At 44.5% G+C, this 20,743-nt stretch carries 20 protein-coding genes and 1 tRNA gene; 8 read left to right on the forward strand and 13 right to left on the reverse strand.

Annotated elements, in window-relative coordinates:
* Window positions 1-10 precede the first annotated feature (10 nt).
* Window positions 11-1,168 carry a tyrosine-type recombinase/integrase gene (locus R7040_RS19650; protein WP_262647459.1) on the reverse strand — a complete coding sequence of 386 codons (1,158 nt, stop codon included), beginning with the start codon at window positions 1,166-1,168 and terminating at the stop codon, window positions 11-13.
* 183 nt (window positions 1,169-1,351) lie between these two features.
* Here R7040_RS19650 and R7040_RS19655 point away from each other — a divergent pair, with 183 nt between their 5' ends.
* A complete protein-coding gene (locus R7040_RS19655; RefSeq protein WP_262647458.1) occupies window positions 1,352-2,659 on the forward strand; it encodes a hypothetical protein in 1,308 nt (435 codons plus the stop codon).
* 100 nt (window positions 2,660-2,759) lie between these two features.
* On the opposite strand, the gene R7040_RS19660 is transcribed toward R7040_RS19655, so the two are convergent.
* The 3 genes from R7040_RS19660 to R7040_RS19670 all read right to left on the reverse strand — a co-directional run bounded on the left by R7040_RS19660 (window position 2,760) and on the right by R7040_RS19670 (window position 3,317).
* On the reverse strand, window positions 2,760-2,957 hold the full coding sequence (locus R7040_RS19660; RefSeq protein ID WP_023585707.1) for a glycine zipper domain-containing protein: 198 nt from the start codon (window positions 2,955-2,957) through the stop codon (window positions 2,760-2,762).
* 84 nt (window positions 2,958-3,041) lie between these two features.
* Window positions 3,042-3,179: a hypothetical protein gene (locus R7040_RS19665; RefSeq protein ID WP_023585706.1), complete on the reverse strand. Its 138-nt coding sequence runs from the start codon at window positions 3,177-3,179 to the stop codon at window positions 3,042-3,044.
* A 15-nt stretch (window positions 3,180-3,194) separates the two neighbouring features.
* Window positions 3,195-3,317 carry a hypothetical protein gene (locus R7040_RS19670; RefSeq protein ID WP_254901957.1) on the reverse strand — a complete coding sequence of 41 codons (123 nt, stop codon included), beginning with the start codon at window positions 3,315-3,317 and terminating at the stop codon, window positions 3,195-3,197.
* Window positions 3,318-3,600: 283 nt separating this feature from the next.
* Between R7040_RS19670 and R7040_RS19675 the strand changes: the two genes are divergently transcribed.
* Both R7040_RS19675 and R7040_RS19680 read left to right on the forward strand, forming a co-directional pair.
* The gene (locus R7040_RS19675) at window positions 3,601-4,401 is read left to right on the forward strand and encodes a helix-turn-helix transcriptional regulator (protein WP_411978185.1); all 801 of its coding nucleotides are present in this window, start codon (window positions 3,601-3,603) and stop codon (window positions 4,399-4,401) included.
* A gap of 295 nt (window positions 4,402-4,696) precedes the next feature.
* Window positions 4,697-4,822, forward strand: coding sequence for a hypothetical protein (locus tag R7040_RS19680; RefSeq protein ID WP_256900693.1), 126 nt, complete (start codon window positions 4,697-4,699; stop codon window positions 4,820-4,822).
* A gap of 581 nt (window positions 4,823-5,403) precedes the next feature.
* Here the strand turns inward: R7040_RS19680 and R7040_RS19685 are convergent.
* The 7 genes from R7040_RS19685 to R7040_RS19715 form a co-directional block, all read right to left on the reverse strand.
* Entirely contained in the window at window positions 5,404-5,835 is a 432-nt protein-coding gene (locus R7040_RS19685; RefSeq protein ID WP_025629828.1) for a DUF2787 domain-containing protein, read from the reverse strand.
* 101 nt (window positions 5,836-5,936) lie between these two features.
* On the reverse strand, window positions 5,937-6,437 hold the full coding sequence (locus tag R7040_RS19690) for a hypothetical protein (RefSeq protein WP_262647456.1): 501 nt from the start codon (window positions 6,435-6,437) through the stop codon (window positions 5,937-5,939).
* 44 nt (window positions 6,438-6,481) lie between these two features.
* Window positions 6,482-6,865 carry a hypothetical protein gene (locus tag R7040_RS19695; protein WP_262647455.1) on the reverse strand — a complete coding sequence of 128 codons (384 nt, stop codon included), beginning with the start codon at window positions 6,863-6,865 and terminating at the stop codon, window positions 6,482-6,484.
* A gap of 101 nt (window positions 6,866-6,966) precedes the next feature.
* A complete protein-coding gene (locus R7040_RS19700) occupies window positions 6,967-8,205 on the reverse strand; it encodes an integrase family protein (protein WP_213913921.1) in 1,239 nt (412 codons plus the stop codon).
* Window positions 8,206-8,339: 134 nt separating this feature from the next.
* Window positions 8,340-9,059: a hypothetical protein gene (locus R7040_RS19705; protein WP_025628448.1), complete on the reverse strand. Its 720-nt coding sequence runs from the start codon at window positions 9,057-9,059 to the stop codon at window positions 8,340-8,342.
* A gap of 925 nt (window positions 9,060-9,984) precedes the next feature.
* Window positions 9,985-10,069 (reverse strand) — tRNA-Leu (locus R7040_RS19710).
* 190 nt (window positions 10,070-10,259) lie between these two features.
* The gene (locus R7040_RS19715; RefSeq protein ID WP_136976379.1) at window positions 10,260-10,925 is read right to left on the reverse strand and encodes an SDR family NAD(P)-dependent oxidoreductase; all 666 of its coding nucleotides are present in this window, start codon (window positions 10,923-10,925) and stop codon (window positions 10,260-10,262) included.
* Between the two features lie 227 nt (window positions 10,926-11,152).
* Here R7040_RS19715 and R7040_RS19720 point away from each other — a divergent pair, with 227 nt between their 5' ends.
* Window positions 11,153-12,421, forward strand: a complete 1,269-nt coding sequence (locus R7040_RS19720) for a DUF2254 domain-containing protein (protein ID WP_053303445.1) — start codon at window positions 11,153-11,155, stop codon at window positions 12,419-12,421.
* 184 nt (window positions 12,422-12,605) lie between these two features.
* The gene (locus R7040_RS19725; RefSeq protein WP_005381070.1) at window positions 12,606-13,085 is read left to right on the forward strand and encodes an RDD family protein; all 480 of its coding nucleotides are present in this window, start codon (window positions 12,606-12,608) and stop codon (window positions 13,083-13,085) included.
* A gap of 87 nt (window positions 13,086-13,172) precedes the next feature.
* On the opposite strand, the gene lptG is transcribed toward R7040_RS19725, so the two are convergent.
* A complete protein-coding gene (gene lptG / locus R7040_RS19730; RefSeq protein ID WP_005381071.1) occupies window positions 13,173-14,243 on the reverse strand; it encodes an LPS export ABC transporter permease LptG in 1,071 nt (356 codons plus the stop codon).
* A 3-nt stretch (window positions 14,244-14,246) separates the two neighbouring features.
* Window positions 14,247-15,347 carry an LPS export ABC transporter permease LptF gene (gene lptF, locus R7040_RS19735; RefSeq protein ID WP_318096935.1) on the reverse strand — a complete coding sequence of 367 codons (1,101 nt, stop codon included), beginning with the start codon at window positions 15,345-15,347 and terminating at the stop codon, window positions 14,247-14,249.
* A 200-nt stretch (window positions 15,348-15,547) separates the two neighbouring features.
* Here lptF and pepA point away from each other — a divergent pair, with 200 nt between their 5' ends.
* The 3 genes from pepA (at window position 15,548) to R7040_RS19750 (ending at window position 20,576) form a co-directional block, all read left to right on the forward strand.
* Window positions 15,548-17,056 carry a leucyl aminopeptidase gene (pepA, locus tag R7040_RS19740; protein WP_005381073.1) on the forward strand — a complete coding sequence of 503 codons (1,509 nt, stop codon included), beginning with the start codon at window positions 15,548-15,550 and terminating at the stop codon, window positions 17,054-17,056.
* A 115-nt stretch (window positions 17,057-17,171) separates the two neighbouring features.
* Window positions 17,172-17,621, forward strand: a complete 450-nt coding sequence (locus R7040_RS19745) for a DNA polymerase III subunit chi (RefSeq protein ID WP_031777270.1) — start codon at window positions 17,172-17,174, stop codon at window positions 17,619-17,621.
* 96 nt (window positions 17,622-17,717) lie between these two features.
* Window positions 17,718-20,576, forward strand: a complete 2,859-nt coding sequence (locus R7040_RS19750) for a valine--tRNA ligase (RefSeq protein WP_186584637.1) — start codon at window positions 17,718-17,720, stop codon at window positions 20,574-20,576.
* Window positions 20,577-20,743: the final 167 nt, after the last annotated feature.

The raw sequence follows: 20,743 nt of genomic DNA on the forward strand, positions 1-20,743 counted from the left end.
ATCGAACTCCTTAATCGATTTGTAAGTTAGGTAGCATAGCGTCAACGGTCTGCTGAGAGGCTTGCGCTAAATGGGTATTTTGATAGTAGGCGTAACGCTCGGTGACATTCACATTGGAATGACCAAGGCTTTGCTGAACTAGTCGAATATCGTTAGTTGCAATCAGCATTTGTGTCGCTTGCGTTCTACGAAGGTCGTGGATGGTGAAAGGCGCTTCTAGCGAACCTTCCGCTTTCATAGCTTGTTGAATGCGCTCCATACAAGCGCGTGGGTAGGCAATGTGCTCGCCTTGGTTCTTTAACGAGGGGAACACCCAATCGTTGAACGACACTTTGAGACATTTACGGATCAGGCGTTTTGCAGGCTCGGAGAAATAAATGCGCTGCGATTTACCCGACTTAGTCATAGGCAATAAAGCAGACGATAAATCGTCAGCTAACATGGAACGAGAAAGACTAATCACGTTACCAATACGCATACCTGTAAGCAGGCTAAGCATCAACGCATAGGCATGAATGAAGTTGGGTTCAGCACAAGCATGACGACAAAAGCTTTCCATCTCTTTAGAGGACAACACTCGGTCTTTCGCATTGTTCTCCACCCGCTTTTTCACACCCTTTACTGGACTTTTGTCGATAATTTCATGGTCAACCGCCATCGAGAAAAATTTCGATAAGAAGGCTTGATAACGGTTAATAGAGGAATTGCTTAAGTCAGTAAGTGAATTGAGAAACCGTTCAACATCACGGCGAGTCACGTCCGTAACACGCTCTTTACCAAACGCAGCCATTACGCGCTTAGAGCGGGATAAAAAGGTCTTAGAATCGCGGTGATGATTACGACTGTATGGAAGTACAACGTCATCAAAGAACTGTTGTACAGTCAAACGCGACCCCTTCTGGTATGCCCCAGACTGAACATCAGCGATAAATTGGTAAGCCAACTGATTGAATTCAGCAAACTTCATTTCGGGGTAAGTCCCAAACGACTCGTAGTAACGCTTTCCTTTCCAGCCAAGGCGAACTATCCAGCGCATACTCTTCGCGGTCACAAGTACGCGCAATCGGGGGTTTTTCTTCCAAGGATACTCAACACCTTGCTCGCCCTTAGCAGGACGAGGCAACGCATTGAGTACCTTCTGGTTCATTTCTATCGGTGCAGTGCTCACAATATCTCACTCCGTATAAGTAAATCGTGAGCAAAGATTAAGGTGACACTGACTGAAGAGTGCCGACCACACGACTCCCTCTACAGACCATAAAATATGATGCACCGTAAGAAAAAAGAGTTCATACAAAGAGATTAACTCGTTAGCATGCACAGATTAAGGAACCATTTTGTTTGATTTAATATGCCTAGAAGAAAACCCGTACTCTATGAAAAAACGGTTTACCTTTTCACGCCAAAAGCTAAACCCTTATCAATTCATAACAAGCACTTGCTCATCATTACCCTACAGCGGCTATTTGGCTTCAGTCCTGATAAAGCTACCGCAGCATTGGAAAGTGCCTTTAAAAAAGCAGGGTTACACCAGTCGTTCCCAAAGCGTTCCGCACATTCCACTTATAAAACTAAGCACATTAAAACGCTCAAGCCATTGAAAGAATTGTCAAACAAGAAAAGAATTGCGCTCACTTTAATCGAGAGCAGCATTGTAGAATTGGACAGCAGTAAAGACGAGACATACCAAGGTATAGAGATGCCAATCACGGTAGATATTCTAGACTTCCCACCCTGGTATAAACAAAACCGAGAATTTATCCGGCTCTTGGGAAACTTCATTTCAACAGAGCGAAAGTACGAAGCAGAAAGCCATCAGCTGCTTCTTGAAGCCGTACGCAGAGCATCACCACCAGCAGAAAAGCACCTAATAGAAACGAATCTCAAGTTCTACAAAAAACATATTGGTCAACCAAGTACCAATAAAGTAGCTAACAAACAGCTCTTAGATGCCAAACTCGTTATCTTTAACACCATTAACGACGAGGTTGATAACAAAGATCGTAAAGCTGATCCCAAAGAAAGCAAAGAGATTGAGACAACCACTCATAATTACTTAGATTATTATGACGATACGCGTGGCGAAACTGACGAGAAAGACGACGAACAGAGCACGTACCTTATCTATCTCTTGGTTAAACCAAGCAAAAGTATCAAATACATCCCGTTCAAAATTACCAACCTAAATCCGCTCTACAAATATCTTGGTAGTAGAGACAGCACTTACTCAGTGTATGCAATTAAAAACCGTAATCAATTAACGCTCGAACTCGTTATTAGTGACAAAAGTCGAATAAAATATAAAGCCACCATCGAGCAAGACTTTCAGCAAAACGTACCTAACCCGTTTACAGGTCAGATGTTATTCAATAAGTTCAACTTTTGGGATCCATCGTTACCTGACAAAAAACACACAATTGTTAGACAAAGAAAAATTCACACATGTAACGTAAAGCTCTCAACATCGGAGGGACATATCGGCAAACGCAGCATAAGGTATATCTTACAACGTATGCACCAATCGCTCTCACTGACAGAGTTTCACGATATCGTTACACCCAAAATGTTCATTGAAAGACCTCAAGCATATAAAACGAAACCTATCTTGCTCACGTGGCCGTGTGAAATTAAGAATGGTATTAATTCCCCAACGGACTAAATGAACACAGAGGAAAAAGTCCAACGAGACAAAGGGAAACCACTTCTCATCAGTTACGACAAAGAAAAAAGTAGAGGCGCAACCGCCTCTACTTTTTTCACTAGATAACATCTAGCTCATCTAACGCCCCTCCGATTAATGCACCTGCGACAAACCCGATCGCTCCGCCAATCACGACGCCCTGGGGACCATAGCGGGTACCGAGTGTGGCACCGTACTTCGCGAATCGAACACCTGTTGACGAGCTAGGCTTAAACCAGCGCTGTTGAGGGTTAGAGTGAAAATGTGTTTTCGTCATAATGTTTTCCTTTTCTATAAATACAGAAAAGGGCGATACCTTTCGATATCGCCCTTGTTGATAAGCCTAATTTAGTGATGGGACTTAATCATCGTCATCATCAGCCATGAAGTCACCGCCAAGCCAACCATCGTCGCCCGGTTCCATGTCGAAGTCCTGACTGAAGCCAGAGTCTTCTGTACCATCATCATAGTCACCTTGGTCTTCTGTCCAACCGCCCATAACGAATACTCCTTCTTAACTGTAATCCATTGCGCCACATGTATCGCATGACCCACCCTTGGTGACCCAACCGGGACAACCTAAAGAGCGGCATGAGTAACCTGATGCCATAAGCGGCTTAATGAATGTCACTTGCATTACTTGTTTCCTTTAATTGACGTTGTAGTAAATCTACGTTGTGTAGTATCCCACTGCGCTCGGACAGGATATGTCCAAGACCGCAGAATGAGTGTGAAAATAGTCATCGTCATTGCCCTGCCTTATCCAATGAAAGCTATGTCAAATCTCAGTGCGCGACGGTTTGAAACATTTAAAAATGTTTTGCCCTCAACCTGTCCGGCGGAAACCGTACGCTAGTAGCATGAGCGATAAGAGTGAAAAGCTAGCTTTAAGGCTAGGTGACATATTGACGAGATTGTTTATGGGAGAAGTGCTCCCCCCTGAGCAGTTGGTAGCGGATTATCAGGTAAGCGAGAAAACCCTGAGACGCGATTTCAATGAAAGGCTAGTCAACGCTCCGATTATCCGCACCAATGAGGGTTATCGGTTAGATCCGGTAACTCGAAATAATGGTAATGCGAATACCAACAAGGTACTGCACGATACGGGTTTGTCCGCGCTACTACCTAATCACTACAAGTTCAACGGTCACACTCCCATTCTGTTTAAGAATCCACGCTCCGAACCCATCGGGAAGTTCGATGCGCTGTTTAGACAGTTGACCGAAGTTATTACCACTCACTCTGTGATTGACCTTACGTACAATGGCAAAACGTTCGAATCTGTCCATCCCTATCGCTTGGTGAATGACCGTGGTATCTGGTTCCTCGCTGCGAGCTACTGTGACCAGTTACATTCGTACCGATTACCGAATATTTCACGGATTCACTGCCGGGAAGATAAATACAAACCGAATCAAAAGGTCCACGAGGAGATACATAAACAAGGGATGGAGTGGCTAACTCCGGATGATGCTGAGGTGCTTGTACAGGTTGATAGGGAAGTAGCTCCACGCTTTCTTGAAGGTATGATTCTTCCCCACCAGCAGCTATTGAAAGAACTGAGCGACGGTAGTTTGTTGGTTAGCAGTCGAGTATCAAGATTGAGCGATATCTTGCCTTTGTTGAAGTCTTGGATACCTCAAGTCGAGGTGCTTTCCCCTGTCAGTCTCAAGCTTGAGCTTATACGCGACCTCCACGCCACGTTGGATCGTTACAAGTAGTTGCCACGTTAATTAATGACGCCCTAGTGTTCCCTCTAGAAGCACAGCTCCAAAACAACAAAGAACCCCGACATAATGTCGTTTCACTACACCGCGACCGACCGCCCTACCCATGAACTTGCCACTATGTACCGATTTTGAGCTTACCTATGCTGGATAAGGGAAAGAGGTGATTTAGCGAAACCTCAAACCGATACCGCGCAAGGGAAAACTCAAAATGATGCCGTTCTTGGTCGTTAATTAGCAAACACTAAAATAACTCCGGTAGGAGAAGTAATTTAATAGGGGTATAACCATGATGTCTGATGCACGAACTCTGCTCCAAATCACTCAGTCCAGTCCGTATTTTTACCTAGTTGATATCGCTAACTTGTTAAGCTTCACCGTCGTTGGCTATCTACTGGGTATGATGACTGGATAAACAGAGCCATGAATTGAACTTGTCACTATAGATTCCGGTGACAAGTTCCTTTTTAACTCAACGGGTTTGAGACTAATGTGTGAGAATCGTGGATTACCGCTTACAGTGCATGGCAACGTTGAAAATGACCAAGTTTTAGCGCCAAGCCACTAACAAATTACTAAGGGCGCCTCTCGTCGCATAATAGGCTAGCCTTTACCCCTAGTTGCAGAGATAGCATCAGACAAATCATTCTCTCGGTATTTTATATAGGCTTCCCGCCCCTTACTGCTCCCATTGCTTAGACATAGCAATGGGAGCTTTTAATAACAAAACACCAGTGTAAACCAACCAAACTCGTTAAAATTAACGCTCCCTTCCATGGTGTTTTCACCGTTCATTGCAATCCAGCAACTTCATCCCCTCTGAATCCCGAAGGCAACGGATTGGGTAAACGTTGCTAAAACTTACCCCAATGAAAAAGGCTTCCCATCACACCATGATTAAAATGGAACAATGGGAAGCCTTAGTTTCACTAGGAAGTGAGTCGAGTATTTTATGGTACATACATGGTGCTTTCTACTTGGTTTGTTGCCGATGGACTAATCCACAGTGACTTTTATCTCATCGAACACGCCCATTTCGACGTAGCTAAGAAAGTTGGATTCCCACATCGAGTAGAACTCCATTACCTCACTACTTGTTATCGGCAGCTCCGGAACATAGGAAAAACTCGCTGTTCCAGATGAGAAGTTAAAATCCACCTCTTTAACCAGTTCGGGATAAGGACCACCGCAATACGCAAAGTCAGTGATGTAATCAAAGATCCACTGGTCGTAGAGGCGAACAAGCCTGATTTCAACAGGGTGCCAACCGCCGTTTTCCGAACTGTAGGATGAATCTCGGAAGTTGATCACAACCGATTGGATCATGGGTGTCCATTTGCCTGATTCGCTGATCACTCGGTTTAAAGCATCTTGAAGATCGACACTGACAGGCAGCAGTAATCGCTCAACGTCAAAAGTTAAGTTCATAATAAAATCTCTTTTAGTTTGTTAGGGAAGCACTCTTGCTAAGTGCTCAGTATCAAAGCCAGAGTTGGCTTGGATGGTAATGGGTAATGTGGTTTTGGGGGTTATTCAGGCTTAGTCTCGTCACCCACTAGAGACAGGATTTCGTCTCGACGCATTACGTAGTCTTTCGCGAGAACGTGAAGAAACACCGATTTCTCCGACTGGATGATAAGACCAAGCCCCCTGCAACAAGCAGCCATAAAACCCGCGTTGTTCGCTGACTGTCCGGAAAAGACACACTTCAACACAGAACTCTTGAACGGCTTATCGCCCTGCACGTCTAGAACAGCGGTGATATCTTTAAGCGGGATCATCTCTTTACTATGCAGTCCAGAGCCCTGATTTCCAGTCATACGGATATAGAGTTCGTTTTCCTCGTCATGTAAGGCGATTTCATAGAACACATGGTTCTCCGTTTTCGGACTTAACTTCTTCGCTTTACCCTCGCACACGATATTAGTGAAATGGTCTACTGGTTGATCGTTAGTGACTGTGACTTGTTCATTACCCTCTACAATTTCAGGTTGAACTGTTTCTTGTTGTTGGTTTGATTTACGTGCCATTGGGCACCTCCTTTAAGTTGGAATTGTTTAGGTTTAATTGGGTATTAAGATTCAGCTTGATCAGCTAACTTGGGGACAGGGAACGTTGGACTGTTCATTGGAGCGCAGCAGTACACACCTGATCCTTCCATGGTCACTATGGCGACCGCCAATAACCAAGGACAGTCATCGTCGTTTAACAACAGCACCCATTCTGGGTAATTAGTAACAAAGCGAAGGAAGTGCAGATCTTCCTCAGATTGTTCACTCAAGGCTTCGTCGGTATCGGACTCCTCAATCAAGTACAAGGTCGTACCGACTTCATCCCAGAATGCTTTCGTATTTTCTTCATCACCGAATGGCTCAATCAGGTGTTCGAGTAGTTTTGCTTTCACACCATCAGGCATTGGCAGTGATTGAATGTCTTCAAACTTGTTTACTGTTTTCATCGTGAATTTCCTTCTAATAATGAAAAAGCCCCTGTTTAGCTCATCGCTAAACAGGGGCTTTTCTAATGTATTTCTAAATTAACTGGTTAAACCTAACTTCTTCATTCCCAGCGTATCTCTGGCTTCGCAGTCACCATATCCGATAAACGAGAGCCAATCTCCCTCCGACGCCCTACAGTCAATTTTGAGTAGCGCCTTGTTGATGAAAGGTCAGCGTGATTTAACTGCTTGGCTATGTCGTGTAACGAGACTCCTTGACTAGCTAACAAACTCCCAACCGTATGGCGTGCCGAATGTAGGGTTAGATTCGCTTTATCTCCGGGTATGTCGGGCAGTCCCATCTTGGCTTTGATAGCCTTGAAAGCATGCCTAGGTTGCCCTACTGGTTTACCCTTTTTGCGTCCAGGAAAGAGATACGGATTATTCGCCACATGAGGCACCGACCTCAAAATATCAAGCATGTAATCACTTAGATAAATAACGTGACTACTACCGTTTTTCGTATGCGGAATAGTGAGAGTTTTTTCCTCCCATGAGATGTCACTTCGCAAGCGAAGTCGTAGTTCCTTATCGCGTAACCCAGTCAAAAACAGAATAATTAGATATGCCCCAATACTTTTATCTTCATGATTGAGGGCATGACCGATGAACTCTTTCAGCTGTACTTCGGTAAAGTAACCAGTACGGACGTTGTCTTCTTTCAACAAGCTGACCTTATCAGCAACCAACGGCGCGTCCATCAACTTGTATGCCTGACGGTTAATAGTTTTCAATAGAGCCAGAACGCGATTAATCGAAGCAGGAGCATATGGTTTCCCCTTAATCGTAACGGCGTTTTGCATCTCCATTTGGACTTTGATGATATCGGCGGCAGTTAGGTCGTGAATCGAGATATGATGTATCGACTTTGCTAAACGAAACCGAGCGACATCATCCTTCCAACTGCGTTTCTGTTTAGCCAGTGGCAGGTACACTTCATCAAAGAACCGTTCCAGAGTCATCTCCTTCTCGGTAGCCTGATTGTCACGCTCAAGCTTGGGATCAATGCCTTCAAGGATCTTCTGGCGGTATTCCTTAGCGATCTTTCTCAAGGTTACAAGATCTGTCTCAGGGTGACGGCCAAGACCAATCGCAGATTTTTTACCCGGAACCTGAGGGCTAATATACCTAAGCAAGAAGCGTTTCCCGCCAGATTTACCCACTAAGCAACGTACGCCAGTAGGTAAACCAGAGTCTTTCATAGCGGATAAATTGACTTCGTAATCAGCGGATTTTGCGGTTCTAGGGTTGGGTTTAAGGTTGTTGAGGAAAGTGGTAGTGAGTCGTTGTGATTTGCTCATTCAAACCTCCATTAACTAGATATTCCATTAGTTAATATGTGTTTGAATGAGCGTTTGGTACGGGAGAAAACAAAAACCGAAAGATATACAGAAGATCCTGTAAATAATTCCTACCCGCACACTTATCCATATCGTCAATTCGTTAGATAAAATAAACTCTCACAACGAGAAATATTTGGATTCGAGTCTTTTATTTTTTGTTCAAACAGTATTTCAACCTCACGTCCATATTTAGCCACAGCACGATCATGTGTTAGTTGAACTGTTTTAAACATTGCACTTGCTTTATTTTTTTGCCCTAAGTTATCAAAAATCACGATACATGAAGTCATATCAGCAAGCAGCGTTGATGCTGTAGATATTTTACTTGCATCCGTATCAGCATAAAGTTGTCTTTCTTTTTTCTTTTGTTTTGTAACTAATCTCTGTTCAGCCGTCGCTTCCTGCCTAACCTTTTCATTTCGAATTTCTTTCTCTAAGACATATGCTTCTAGTGATTCATATCGATCTTCTAAACCTCTAACCTGAGCAGCACGACACTCTTCTTCTGGAATTAGTTTAGAGTAATGAGAAATTGGTAATTTACCAGTATCTTTATACTTTTTATATTTATCTAAGAATCTATCATTGGTTGAGTCATTAGTAACTGATTTGAAGTACTCATCATCGTTTAAATAACCATAATTACCATGATTACTACCTGCGTAGCCTGATCTATAACATTCCTGTGCATAAAGCTCTTCGTTCGATTTAATATCCATACCTAACGCAGCGCCTAAGGCGTCATACCCGCTATTATATGAAGCACACCCAGCTAACCCCACTAAACATAGTATAACCAGTTTCTTTTTCATACAGCCTCCTAGATATGACACAAGTTTAGCATAAAGCTCCATTAGATGGGTAGCTGTTATATCCATAAACACTAATGAGGAGATGTGTAACGATCACTCAGCTAACATAAAAGACACATTCTCGCTGATCATTAGTCCAGTCAGTTCTAGTTGGCGTCATGTATCAACGGGCTAGGTGGTAAATTTCACAATCTGTAATTAGCAATGGATATATTGCTACGATTTAATTTCTCTTGATGTAAACCATCGGGGGTAGGATTTCATCAAAGAACCTGTCACCAGTATCAATCTGGATAATCTCAGGCGGTAGCGACGTATCACTACTACCATAAACAGATTCTGAAATTTAAATCTGTTTATCATGTGTCGGGAGGGGGGAGGGGCAAATACATTAAAAATGTATTAGGTCTTCTACCCCATCTATGTGCAATCATGTTCTTGAACTTACAAAAGAAGGACAAGTGAAATGCAAAGCAAAAGAGATGAGATGAATAAGCAAGAGTTTTACAGCAATAGAAACTGTGAGCGCTGTGGAGACCGTATCCTTAAAAAAGAGGAACGAAACAACGATAGCTATTGTGGTGACTGTAGAAATCGAGTCACTGGAGAATAACCTCATAGCACCGTAAAGTCACCATGGTCGTACCATGGTTCTTCTCGCTCGAAGCCCTTGGTAATACTGGCTTGTGCGACGGCTGCTTTTTGCATTTGTTGGATTTACTAGGATTCCCTTGCGCACAGAATCGTCAAGCGATGAACCATATATGGACCATGGGAGAAATTTTAAGGTGGATAAAGGGAGTCTATTGGAGCGAGAAAAGCGTTGATAACAAGAAAGGAAAACTGAGATAAGCACCTGAAAAGTCGAACATTTTCAACCACCTAAAACGACGAAAGGCCGCTATAAAAGCGACCTTTTTATGTATGGTACCGGTGGGCGGACTTGAACCGCCACGCCCGAAGGCAACGGATTTTGAATCCGTCGTGTATACCAATTTCACCACACCGGCATCTTTGGGCTATTGCCCTTTGATGGTTGGCATTATACGTAAGCTTTTGACCTGCGCAAGCAGAAATACCTTAAATAACTATCGTTTGCTGATAATTTCGCCACAAAGTGTGACAAAGCTGTACTCATAAGAAACGTACGCTCCATTTTCTACTACTCTTCCAGATGAAAATGAGTATACGAAACTCTTTTTAAGTTCTATTCACTGTAATATCAGAAACATAACCATTCCCAATGCTCGACAACGCATTATGGAGCATCTCTGCGGTATCTTCTGCTTGCATGAAGTGACTCGTGTCCATCTTATTGCCGCTTGTTTTCCAGAATTCCGTATCCATTCCACCAGGATAAACCGCGATAATTTTCATAGGTTTTCCTTTTAGCTCCAAACGAACCGACTCAATTAATCCTTTGATGGCCCATTTCACTGCACAATACGTAGACTCTTGCGCTTTAGGTTGTTGCGCGGCTGTGGACATGATCATGACCACTTTTATTGGATGATCTTTGTAACGCTTTACTAACTCTCTTAACACATGAATCGCAGAATTCAGGTTGTTATCAATCAACTTTTGAATCTCTTCCGGCTCCTGCTCTTCCAGTAAGCCAAAATAACCACTTCCCGCACTATGAATGACCATTTCAGGGGACTGTTTCACCCCATCAAAGAGCTGTTTCACATTTTGGTGCGATGAGAGGTTGCAAGCTTGATAAGCAACGTTATGAGAGAGTTGTTTTGCTAGTGCGGATAGTTTTTCTGTATTTCTTCCTATTACATACGTCTCTTTGCCTTCCGCATCATAACGCTTTGCTAGTTCCGCCCCTAAGCCGCTACTTGCACCTGTAATTACAATCATGCGCTACCTCTTTTCAATCACATACTTTTAATTCATCTATCAATTAAGGTAACAGAATCGTGGTAATTCACACCTCAAGAGCACCATTCTTTGAAGCAAGCAGCTTTCTTACTTTCGTGATGCATGAAATATCAAGCAGAACGACGGGCATTTAACCTATGCTTAAGCAAGAATAACTTTCTGAATTTTCTATCGACTTTCTAGTGAGAACTGAATAGGAGCAAAGAATGACTGGGTCAAAATGGCAGTGGTTACTGAAACAGATGACACGAAAACTGTGGGTCCGGACGTCACTCTACGCATTACTAGCTGTTGCTACCGCCTTAATGTCGATTGTTTTAAACCAGTTCATTACTCTGCCCCCTGCCATCAACGTCAGCAAGGATTTGTTGAACAACATATTAAATATCCTCGCAACCTCCATGCTTGCAGTGACTACATTCTCTCTCAATATTATGGTCTCAGCGTACAGTGCCGCTAGTGCAGGGGTAACGCCGCGAGCGACAAAACTGTTGATGGAAGACAGCACAACACAAAATGCCTTAGCAACCTTTCTTGGCTCTTTTCTATTTAGTTTGGTAGGAATTATCGCGCTAGGTATTGGGGCCTATCATCAACAAGCACAAATTTATCTATTCATCGTGACTATCGCCGTAATCGTGATGATCATACTCACTCTGCTACGTTGGATTCAGCACCTTTCCGTACTAGGAAGGGTCAGTGAAACCACTTCATACGTGGAGCAAGCCTTGTTAGATGCTATTAGAAAACGGGGCAAAGAGCGTTGGCTAGGTGCTCACCCGTGGAGCCACCCAGAACATAAACCCAGAGGAAGTAAACCTATTTTGAGCCAAGAAATTGGCTACTTACAGCATGTTGATATGCATCATCTCGATAGTATTGCTGAAGCAAACCAATGCACCATCTATCTTGAGCGACAACCGGGAAGTTTTGTGTACGTAGGTCAACCATTGGCTTGGGTTTGTGGAGAATTGCCAGACGAAAGCGAAGTAACGGCAGCCTTCACGATTCGAACGGAGCGTTCATATGATCAGGACCCTCGCTTTGGTTTAGTCGTTATGGCGGAAATCGCCTCACGAGCACTATCTCCGGCTGTAAATGATAATGGCACCGCGATTGACGTTCTTGGGCGTTCTGTACGAGCACTTTCATTATGGGGAGACCTACTCAGTGAGCCGCCAGCCAAAACTCGATATCCTAGACTATTTGTGCCCGCATTGAGCTACCAGGATTTGTTTGATGATGTCTTTTTGCCGATAGCACACGATGGTGCAGCGCAACTCCAAATACAGATTCGCCTACAAAAGGCCTTGCTAGCTCTCTCTAGTATGCACCCTAAGTTATTTTTGTCACCAGCAATCAAGCTGTCAGAAAAAGCTTTAGAGCTTTCATTAAGCCAACATTATACCGAAGATGAGAAACACCAACTCTCTCAGCTATCTAATCTGGTCACAGACCAAAAAGCCAATGGTTAAGAGAGTCGAATTCAGTTGAAACATATTGCTGCACGGCCTCGTGTATCATGACATGTGCTGATAACGTAGGGCAGAAAAGTCTCTTCGTTTATACACAATTAAAGACTCTGTGCGTTAGGTCTCTTTTCTCTTAGTGAGGGAATCTATATTCTGACGCACAATTTTTAAGGTAAGTGATGGAATAATGACAACGTCTACAACTCTTCCACCTGCTGGTCTCTTTCGTCGACTTGCAGCGTTGATTTACGACACATTGATTATTATCGCAATTGAAATGATGGCCGCTGGTATTGTTATGGCCGTTGTGTTTGCACTAAATGCAGCAGGATTGTTGAGCTATGGCGAGTACGCTGATGCCGCAGATATGCTCGGAAAGCACCCTGTATTGAGCCCTCTATTTACACTTTATCTTGCGGGTGTGTGGATATATTTCTTTGTGTTCTTCTGGACGCGAGCAGGACAAACTCTTGGGATGCGCGCTTGGAAGCTTCGAGTTCGCAATGCCAAAGACGGTGCACCAATTACGGTAACTCAAGCTCTAATTCGTATTTCGACATCTGGCTTTGGCTTGGCAAATCTGACTGTACCGATTGATCCGAAGAAACGTGGTTTCCACGACATTTGGGCCAAAACAGAGGTTGTTGTATTACCGAAGGCAAACTAACTTGTCTAGGAACACAAAAAAGGAAGGCGTAATGCCTTCCTTTTACATTTGGTTCGGTAAAACTTGGTTTATTCGATGATGCTTCAGTTATAGCTTTCTTCGTAGCAGTGCAATCGCAATAGCTAAGAACACCAAACTCGGGGCCAAAGCACCAAACACTGGGGATATGCCATACACCAAGCTTAATGGGCCAAAGAACTCACTGGATATGTAAAAAGTAAACCCGGCAACCACGCCCGACAATACCCTTGCCCCCATGGTCACGCTTCTGAGTGGACCGAAAACAAAAGATAGCGCCATTAACATCATCACAGCAATTGAAAGCGGCTGAGTCAACTTACGCCAAAACGCCAACTCATAGCGAGATGCATCTTGTTCCGATGCTTTTAGGTAAGTCACATAATCATACAAACCGCTCAGTGACAGTTCTTCTGGCTTCACGGTCACCACAGCTAGCTTATCTGGTGCCAAAGAGGTGTGCCACTCCATCTGTTCGATGTCTTGCTTTGAAATTACGTTTTCATTTTCCATGTCCGTAATTTGTACGTAGCGCATCAGCCAGTTGTTATCTTGTTGGTAGTCGACTTCTTCGGCGAAAATAACTTTTTGTAGATTCTTATCATCATCAAAACGCCACATATTTAAAGCATAAAGCTTGTCGTCTTCGACTTTACCTATAAAGATAAAGTCGTTTGCGTCACGAGCCCACACACCTGAGCGCACAGACACAATGCTACCACCTGATATCGCAAACGCACGTAAGTCACGGGCCATCTTCTGGGCCTCAGGAGCGCCCCATTGACCTAACGCCATAACGACAATCATGAGCGGGACGGCCGTTTTTAGTACCGATAACCCGATATCCAGCTTAGAGAAACCAGCAGCTTGCATCACCACCAGCTCAGAGCTTGAAGCCAACATACCTAAGCCGATCAGGGCACCGAGTAATGCCGCCATTGGAAAGAACATTTCGATATCACGCGGCACACTGAGTAACACAAAGTACAACGCATGAGTGAGGTCGTACACACCTCGCCCTACTTTACGTAGCTGTTCTACATATTTGATGATGCCCGATAAGCCAACAAACGTCGCTAAAACCAAGGCAGTGGTAGAGATGATGGTTCTACCGATGTAAAGGTCTAAGATTTTGAACACAGCTTACGCGAGCCTCTTCTTGCGGAATTTGTCTTTTATTCGTCTAGCAGCAACGCTGTCCATCATATTCGCCATGATAGCAACAATCAGCAACATCGCATTGATTGGCCACATACCAATAGCAGCCGGGATGTCACCATCTTCTAATGAAGATTTGGTTGCACTGATCGCCAAGAAATACGCTAGATAGATCAGAATCGCAGGCCCCATTTTGGCAAACCGTCCCTGACGCGGATTCACCGAAGACAAAGGAATAACGAGCATTGTTAAGAGTGGAATACACACAAATAACGAAATTCGCCATTGTAGCTCCGCTTGCGCCTCTGGATCTGGGTGACCTATCAAGTCAACCGTTGGGTATGCTTCCCAGTCTCGCCCTTTCTTTTTGACCTCACGTTGGCCGATAACACCTTCGTATTCATCGAATTTCGTGATCATATATTCAACGCGAGTAGGCACACCTTCATAACGCGTACCTTCTTTCATAGTGATGATCTGACGACCGTCCGAAAGCTCTTTTACTTCACCAGAAGATGAGAACATCACACTCGGTAACACTGAATCTCGAGGGCGCATCTGCGCAACAAAAACGTTGCTCAAGGTATTATCTTTAATGTCATCGATGAACACAACCGATGAACCGTCTGGTGTACCTTGGAACTGACCTTTTTTAAGTAGGTCAACGCTGTTTTCTGACGCTACCTGCTCATAAAGCTGCTCAACGCGGTCTTGAGACCACGGCGATAGCCACAACGCATTGAAAGCCGCCACCGCTGAAGTAATCAACGCTAGGTATAAGGCCGCTTGAACCAAGAATTTATTACCAATACCTGTCGCGTTCATTACGACAATTTCGCTCTCTGCATACAGACGACCAAATGTGATCAATATGCCGATATACAGACTTAAAGGCAGCATTAACAGACCCATTGCTGGCATGTTCAAACCAACAATCGAGAAAATCAATCCAGCAGGAATATCCCCATCAGAAGCATCAGCAAGAACACTTATGAATTTCTGGCTTACAAACACCAAAAAAAGCACGAAAAAAATCGCAAATTGGCTCTTGAGTGTTTCGCGGATCAAATATCTAACAATAATCACGCTGAAATTACCTATACAAAACTTGTTTTTTTGGTCGAATCACTATAGTTTCCCGTTGAACCATTTATTTTTTTAAAAATTATAAACTAGATGTTAGTCGCTTAATCAGCTCTGCATGTAAGCCTGGAGCTAAAATTCAACAAGTAAGCGATCATTATCTAACATTTAGAGCAATTTGTCTTCAGGATGTAGGAGTACGCATGGAGTTCAGTGTAAAAAGTGGCAGTCCAGAGAAACAACGTAGCGCATGTATCGTTGTTGGTGTGTTTGAACCACGTCGCCTTTCTCCAGTAGCCGAACAACTTGATAAAATCAGTGACGGTTACATCAGTTCACTACTTCGCCGTGGTGATCTAGAGGGTAAACCTGGTCAGATGCTGCTACTGCATCAAGTACCAGGTGTTTTGTCAGAGCGCGTTTTACTTGTCGGTTGCGGCAAAGAGCGTGAACTTGGCGAGCGCCAGTACAAGGAAATCATTCAAAAGACGATCAGCACACTTAACGAGACAGGCTCAATGGAAGCGGTATGTTTCCTAACTGAACTGCATGTTAAGGGTCGTGATACATACTGGAAAGTGCGCCAGGCTGTAGAAGCGACTAAAGATGGTCTATACACATTTAATCAATTCAAGAGCGTGAAGCCTGAGACTCGCCGCCCACTGCGCAAGCTTGTTTTCAACGTACCAACGCGTCGTGAATTGAACTTGGGTGAAAAAGCAATCACTCATGGTCTTGCTATTGCATCAGGTGTCAAAGCCTCAAAAGACCTTGGCAACATGCCGCCAAACGTAGCTAATCCAGCTTACCTTGCTTCTCAAGCTCGTCGTCTAGCGGACGATTACGAAACCGTAACCACCAAAATCATTGGTGAGCAAGAGATGGAAAAACTGGGTATGACCTCTTACCTAGCAGTAGGCCGTGGTTCTAAAAACGAATCTATGATGTCTATCATCGAGTACAAAGGTAACCCTGACTCAGATGCAAAACCGATTGTGCTCGTAGGTAAAGGTCTAACCTTCGACTCAGGCGGTATCTCTCTAAAGCCGGGCGAAGGTATGGATGAGATGAAGTACGACATGTGTGGTGCGGCATCGGTATTCGGTACAATGAAAGCGCTGGCGAAGCTAAACCTACCAATCAACGTTATTGGTGTTCTAGCAGGTTGTGAAAACATGCCTGGCAGCAACGCTTACCGTCCAGGTGACATCCTAACGACCATGTCTGGTCAAACTGTAGAAGTTCTGAACACGGATGCTGAAGGCCGTCTTGTTCTTTGTGACGCACTGACTTACGTAGAGCGTTTCGAACCAGACTGCGTGGTTGACGTTGCAACGCTAACTGGTGCTTGTGTTATCGCACTAGGCCACCATATCAGCGGCGTAATCTCTAACCACAACCCTCTTTCTCATGAGCTAGTAAACGCTTCTGAGCAAGCGAGTGACCGTGCATGGCGTCTACCAATGGCAGACGAGTACCACGAACAGTTGAAAAGCCCGTTTGCGGATATGGCAAACATTGGTGGTCGCCCTGGTGGCACAATTACTGCGGGTTGCTTCTTATCTAAGTTCGCGAAGAAGTACAACTGGGCACACGTCGATATCGCAGGTACCGCGTGGAAATCAGGCGCAGCGAAAGGCTCAACGGGCCGTCCTGTCTCAATGCTTGTCCAATTCCTTTTGAACCGCAGCGGCCAAGAGACAGAAGAGTAATTTCTGAACAACATCTAAAAGGGCCGCAAGGCCCTTTTTTATTATCCTAATTTTCTAAAATGAAAGTGGGACTTAAGATGGTCTTAGGAAGAGACCCAAGGCAAGTGAGAGAATGATGCAAACTGCAACCTTCTACATCATTAACGAAGAGAGCCCGCAAGCAACGGTGGCTGGCTTTGAAGAATACATCGTGTTTTTGGCTCAGCACTTTGCTCGCCAAGGCGCTAAAGTGTATTTAAACTGCCAAGACAAACCACACGCCGAGCAGCTCGCTGAAGCCTTTTGGCAAGTTGATGCAGACAAGTTCATGGCACATAACCTCGTAGGCGAGGGACCGAAATACGCCACCAACATTGAAATCGGCCATGAAGGTGTAAAACCTAATTGGAACCGTCAGCTGGTAATTAATTTGGCGGAAAATGAGACAACCTTTGCGAACAAGTTTGCTCAAGTGGTAGACTTCGTGCCCTGCGAAGAAAAAGCTAAACAACTCGCAAGAGAAAGATATAAAATTTACCGTCAAGCAGGTTACCAGCTGCAAACGATCGAAATTCAATATCCTTAACGGTCAATCCTTATAGTTAAGGCGATCTTGTTAAGATCCCTCACTTATAAAGATTGACTAAGATTCAACCATCAACGTATCCATTAAAAGAGCGCTATGGAAAAGACATACAACCCAACTTCAATCGAACAAGCTCTGTATCAGACTTGGGAAGAGAAAGGCTACTTTAAGCCACACGGTGACACTACTAAAGAATCATACAGCATCATGATCCCGCCACCGAACGTCACTGGTAGCCTACACATGGGCCACGCGTTCCAAGATACGATCATGGATACGCTTATCCGTTGTGAACGTATGAAGGGTAAAAACACCCTTTGGCAAGTAGGTACTGACCACGCTGGTATCGCAACTCAGATGGTTGTTGAGCGTAAGATCGCTGCAGAAGAAGGCAAAACAAAACACGATTACGGTCGTGAAGCTTTCATCGACAAAATCTGGGAATGGAAAGGCGAATCTGGCGGCACTATCACTAAGCAGCTTCGTCGTCTTGGCGCATCTGTAGACTGGGATCGTGAACGCTTCACGATGGACGATGGTCTATCTAACGCCGTTCAAGAAGTGTTCGTACGTCTATACGAAGACGATCTAATCTACCGCGGTAAGCGTCTAGTTAACTGGGATCCAAAGCTACACACAGCGATTTCAGATCTAGAAGTAGAGAACAAAGACACTAAAGGCAACATGTGGCACTTCCGCTACCCACTAGCAGATGGCGCAAAAACAGCGGATGGCAAAGACTACATCGTTGTTGCAACGACTCGTCCAGAGACCGTGCTAGGCGATACAGGTGTTGCAGTTAACCCAGAAGATCCACGTTACAAAGATCTTATCGGTAAAGAAATCATCCTTCCTATCGTTGATCGTCGCATCCCAATCGTGGGCGATGAGCACGCAGATATGGAAAAAGGTACTGGCTGTGTGAAAATCACACCTGCGCACGACTTCAACGACTACGAAGTAGGTAAGCGCCACCAGCTACCAATGATCAACATTCTGACTTTCGACGCGAACATCCGCGACTCAGCAGAAGTATTCAACACTAACGGCGAAGCAAGCGACGCTTACAGCACTGAGCTACCAGCTAAATACCACGGTATGGAGCGTTTTGCCGCTCGTAAAGCTATCGTTGCTGAATTCGACGAGCTAGGCCTACTTGAAGAAGTGAAAGATCACGATCTACAAGTTCCTTACGGCGACCGTGGTGGCGTGGTTATCGAACCAATGCTAACTGACCAATGGTACGTACGTACTGCGCCTCTAGCGAAAACCGCAGTTGAAGCAGTAGAAAACGGCGACATCCAATTCGTTCCTAAGCAATACGAAAACATGTACTTCTCTTGGATGCGTGACGTTCAAGACTGGTGTATCTCTCGTCAGCTATGGTGGGGTCACCGCATCCCAGCTTGGTACGACAACCAAGGTAATGTTTACGTAGGTCGCACTGAAGAAGAAGTTCGTAAGAACAACAACCTAGAGTCAGTCATTGAACTTCACCAAGACGAAGACGTACTGGATACGTGGTTCTCTTCTGCACTATGGACGTTCGGTACTCAAGGTTGGCCAGAGCAAACTGACGATCTGAAAGTATTCCACCCTTCAGACGTTCTAGTAACTGGTTTCGACATCATCTTCTTCTGGGTTGCGCGCATGATCATGATGACCATGCACTTCGTGAAAGACGAAAACGGCAAACCACAAGTACCATTTAAGACGGTTTACGTTACTGGTCTAATCCGTGACGAAAACGGTGACAAGATGTCCAAGTCGAAAGGTAACGTACTTGACCCAATCGACATGATTGATGGTATCGACCTAGAGTCTCTCGTAGAGAAGCGTTGTGGCAACATGATGCAGCCTCAACTAGCGAAGAAGATCGAGAAGAACACTCGTAAGACGTTTGAAAACGGTATCGAAGCATACGGTACAGACGCACTGCGTTTCACTCTTGCAGCAATGGCATCAACAGGTCGTGATATCAACTGGGATATGAAGCGTCTTGAGGGTTACCGTAACTTCTGTAACAAACTATGGAACGCAAGCCGTTACGTAATGATGAACACAGAAGAGCAAGATTGTGGCTTCAACGGTGGTGAGATTGAATACTCACTAGCAGACAAGTGGATCGAGTCTCAGTTTGAACTTGCAGCGAAAGCGTTCAACAACCATATCGACAACTTCCGTCTAGATATGGCGTCTAACACGCTTTACGAATTCATCTGGAACCAATTCTGTGACTGGTACCTAGAGCTAACTAAACCCGTTCTATGGAAAGGTACTGAAGCGCAACAGCGTGGTACTCGCCGTACGCTAATCACGGTTCTTGAGAAGACTCTTCGTCTAGCTCACCCAGTGATTCCTTACATCACTGAAACTATCTGGCAAAGCATCAAGCCACTAGTTGAAGGTGTTGAAGGCGAGACAATCATGCTTCAAGCACTGCCTCAATTCGACGAAGCAAACTTCAACCAAGAAGCGCTAGACGACATTGAATGGGTGAAAGCGTTTATTACCAGCATCCGTAACCTACGTGCTGAATACGACATCAACCCAGGTAAGCCGCTTGACGTTATGCTGAAAGCAGCAAACGCAGAAGACGCTGCGCGTCTAGAAGCAAACAAACAAGTACTAATGTCTCTAGCGAAACTAGAATCTGTACGCGTACTTGCTGCTGACGAAGAAACGCCAGCGTGTGCAACAGCATTGGTTGCTAAGTCTGAGCTAATGATCCCAATGGCAGGTCTGATCGACAAAGATGCTGAGCTTGCTCGTCTAGATGGCGAAATCAAGAAGACGCACGGCGAAATCAAGCGTATCGAAGGCAAACTGGGCAACGAAGGCTTTGTAGCGAAAGCACCTGAAGCTGTTGTTGCTAAAGAGCGTGAGAAGCTTGAAGGCTACAAAGAGACACTAGCTAAGCTAGAAGAGCAGAAGACAACGATCGCTGCACTTTAAGCCTCAGTGAAAGAGAAGAACTCACACTTCTCACTTTGAATCCAAAGGTTGGCCATCATGGTCAACCTTTTTTGTATCTCTTTCACCAAAAACCATCATCAATAGCTTTCCCCTATCGCAACAATACTCATCATCCATTAGCATTAATGAGAATTATTATCGATAAT

Source organism: Vibrio sp. 1069, from assembly GCF_033340555.1.

Coding starts and splice junctions, on each gene's coding strand:
- R7040_RS19655 (WP_262647458.1), top strand. CDS start 1,352: ATGCCTAGAAGAAAACCCGTACTCTATGAAAAAACGGTTTACCTTTTC.
- R7040_RS19660 (WP_023585707.1), bottom strand. CDS start 2,957: ATGACGAAAACACATTTTCACTCTAACCCTCAACAGCGCTGGTTTAAG.
- R7040_RS19665 (WP_023585706.1), bottom strand. CDS start 3,179: ATGGGCGGTTGGACAGAAGACCAAGGTGACTATGATGATGGTACAGAA.
- R7040_RS19670 (WP_254901957.1), bottom strand. CDS start 3,317: ATGCAAGTGACATTCATTAAGCCGCTTATGGCATCAGGTTACTCATGC.
- R7040_RS19675 (WP_411978185.1), top strand. CDS start 3,601: ATGGGAGAAGTGCTCCCCCCTGAGCAGTTGGTAGCGGATTATCAGGTA.
- R7040_RS19680 (WP_256900693.1), top strand. CDS start 4,697: ATGATGTCTGATGCACGAACTCTGCTCCAAATCACTCAGTCCAGTCCG.
- R7040_RS19685 (WP_025629828.1), bottom strand. CDS start 5,835: ATGAACTTAACTTTTGACGTTGAGCGATTACTGCTGCCTGTCAGTGTC.
- R7040_RS19690 (WP_262647456.1), bottom strand. CDS start 6,437: ATGGCACGTAAATCAAACCAACAACAAGAAACAGTTCAACCTGAAATT.
- R7040_RS19695 (WP_262647455.1), bottom strand. CDS start 6,865: ATGAAAACAGTAAACAAGTTTGAAGACATTCAATCACTGCCAATGCCT.
- R7040_RS19700 (WP_213913921.1), bottom strand. CDS start 8,205: ATGAGCAAATCACAACGACTCACTACCACTTTCCTCAACAACCTTAAA.
- R7040_RS19705 (WP_025628448.1), bottom strand. CDS start 9,059: ATGAAAAAGAAACTGGTTATACTATGTTTAGTGGGGTTAGCTGGGTGT.
- R7040_RS19715 (WP_136976379.1), bottom strand. CDS start 10,925: ATGATTGTAATTACAGGTGCAAGTAGCGGCTTAGGGGCGGAACTAGCA.
- R7040_RS19720 (WP_053303445.1), top strand. CDS start 11,153: ATGACTGGGTCAAAATGGCAGTGGTTACTGAAACAGATGACACGAAAA.
- R7040_RS19725 (WP_005381070.1), top strand. CDS start 12,606: ATGACAACGTCTACAACTCTTCCACCTGCTGGTCTCTTTCGTCGACTT.
- pepA (WP_005381073.1), top strand. CDS start 15,548: ATGGAGTTCAGTGTAAAAAGTGGCAGTCCAGAGAAACAACGTAGCGCA.
- R7040_RS19745 (WP_031777270.1), top strand. CDS start 17,172: ATGCAAACTGCAACCTTCTACATCATTAACGAAGAGAGCCCGCAAGCA.
- R7040_RS19750 (WP_186584637.1), top strand. CDS start 17,718: ATGGAAAAGACATACAACCCAACTTCAATCGAACAAGCTCTGTATCAG.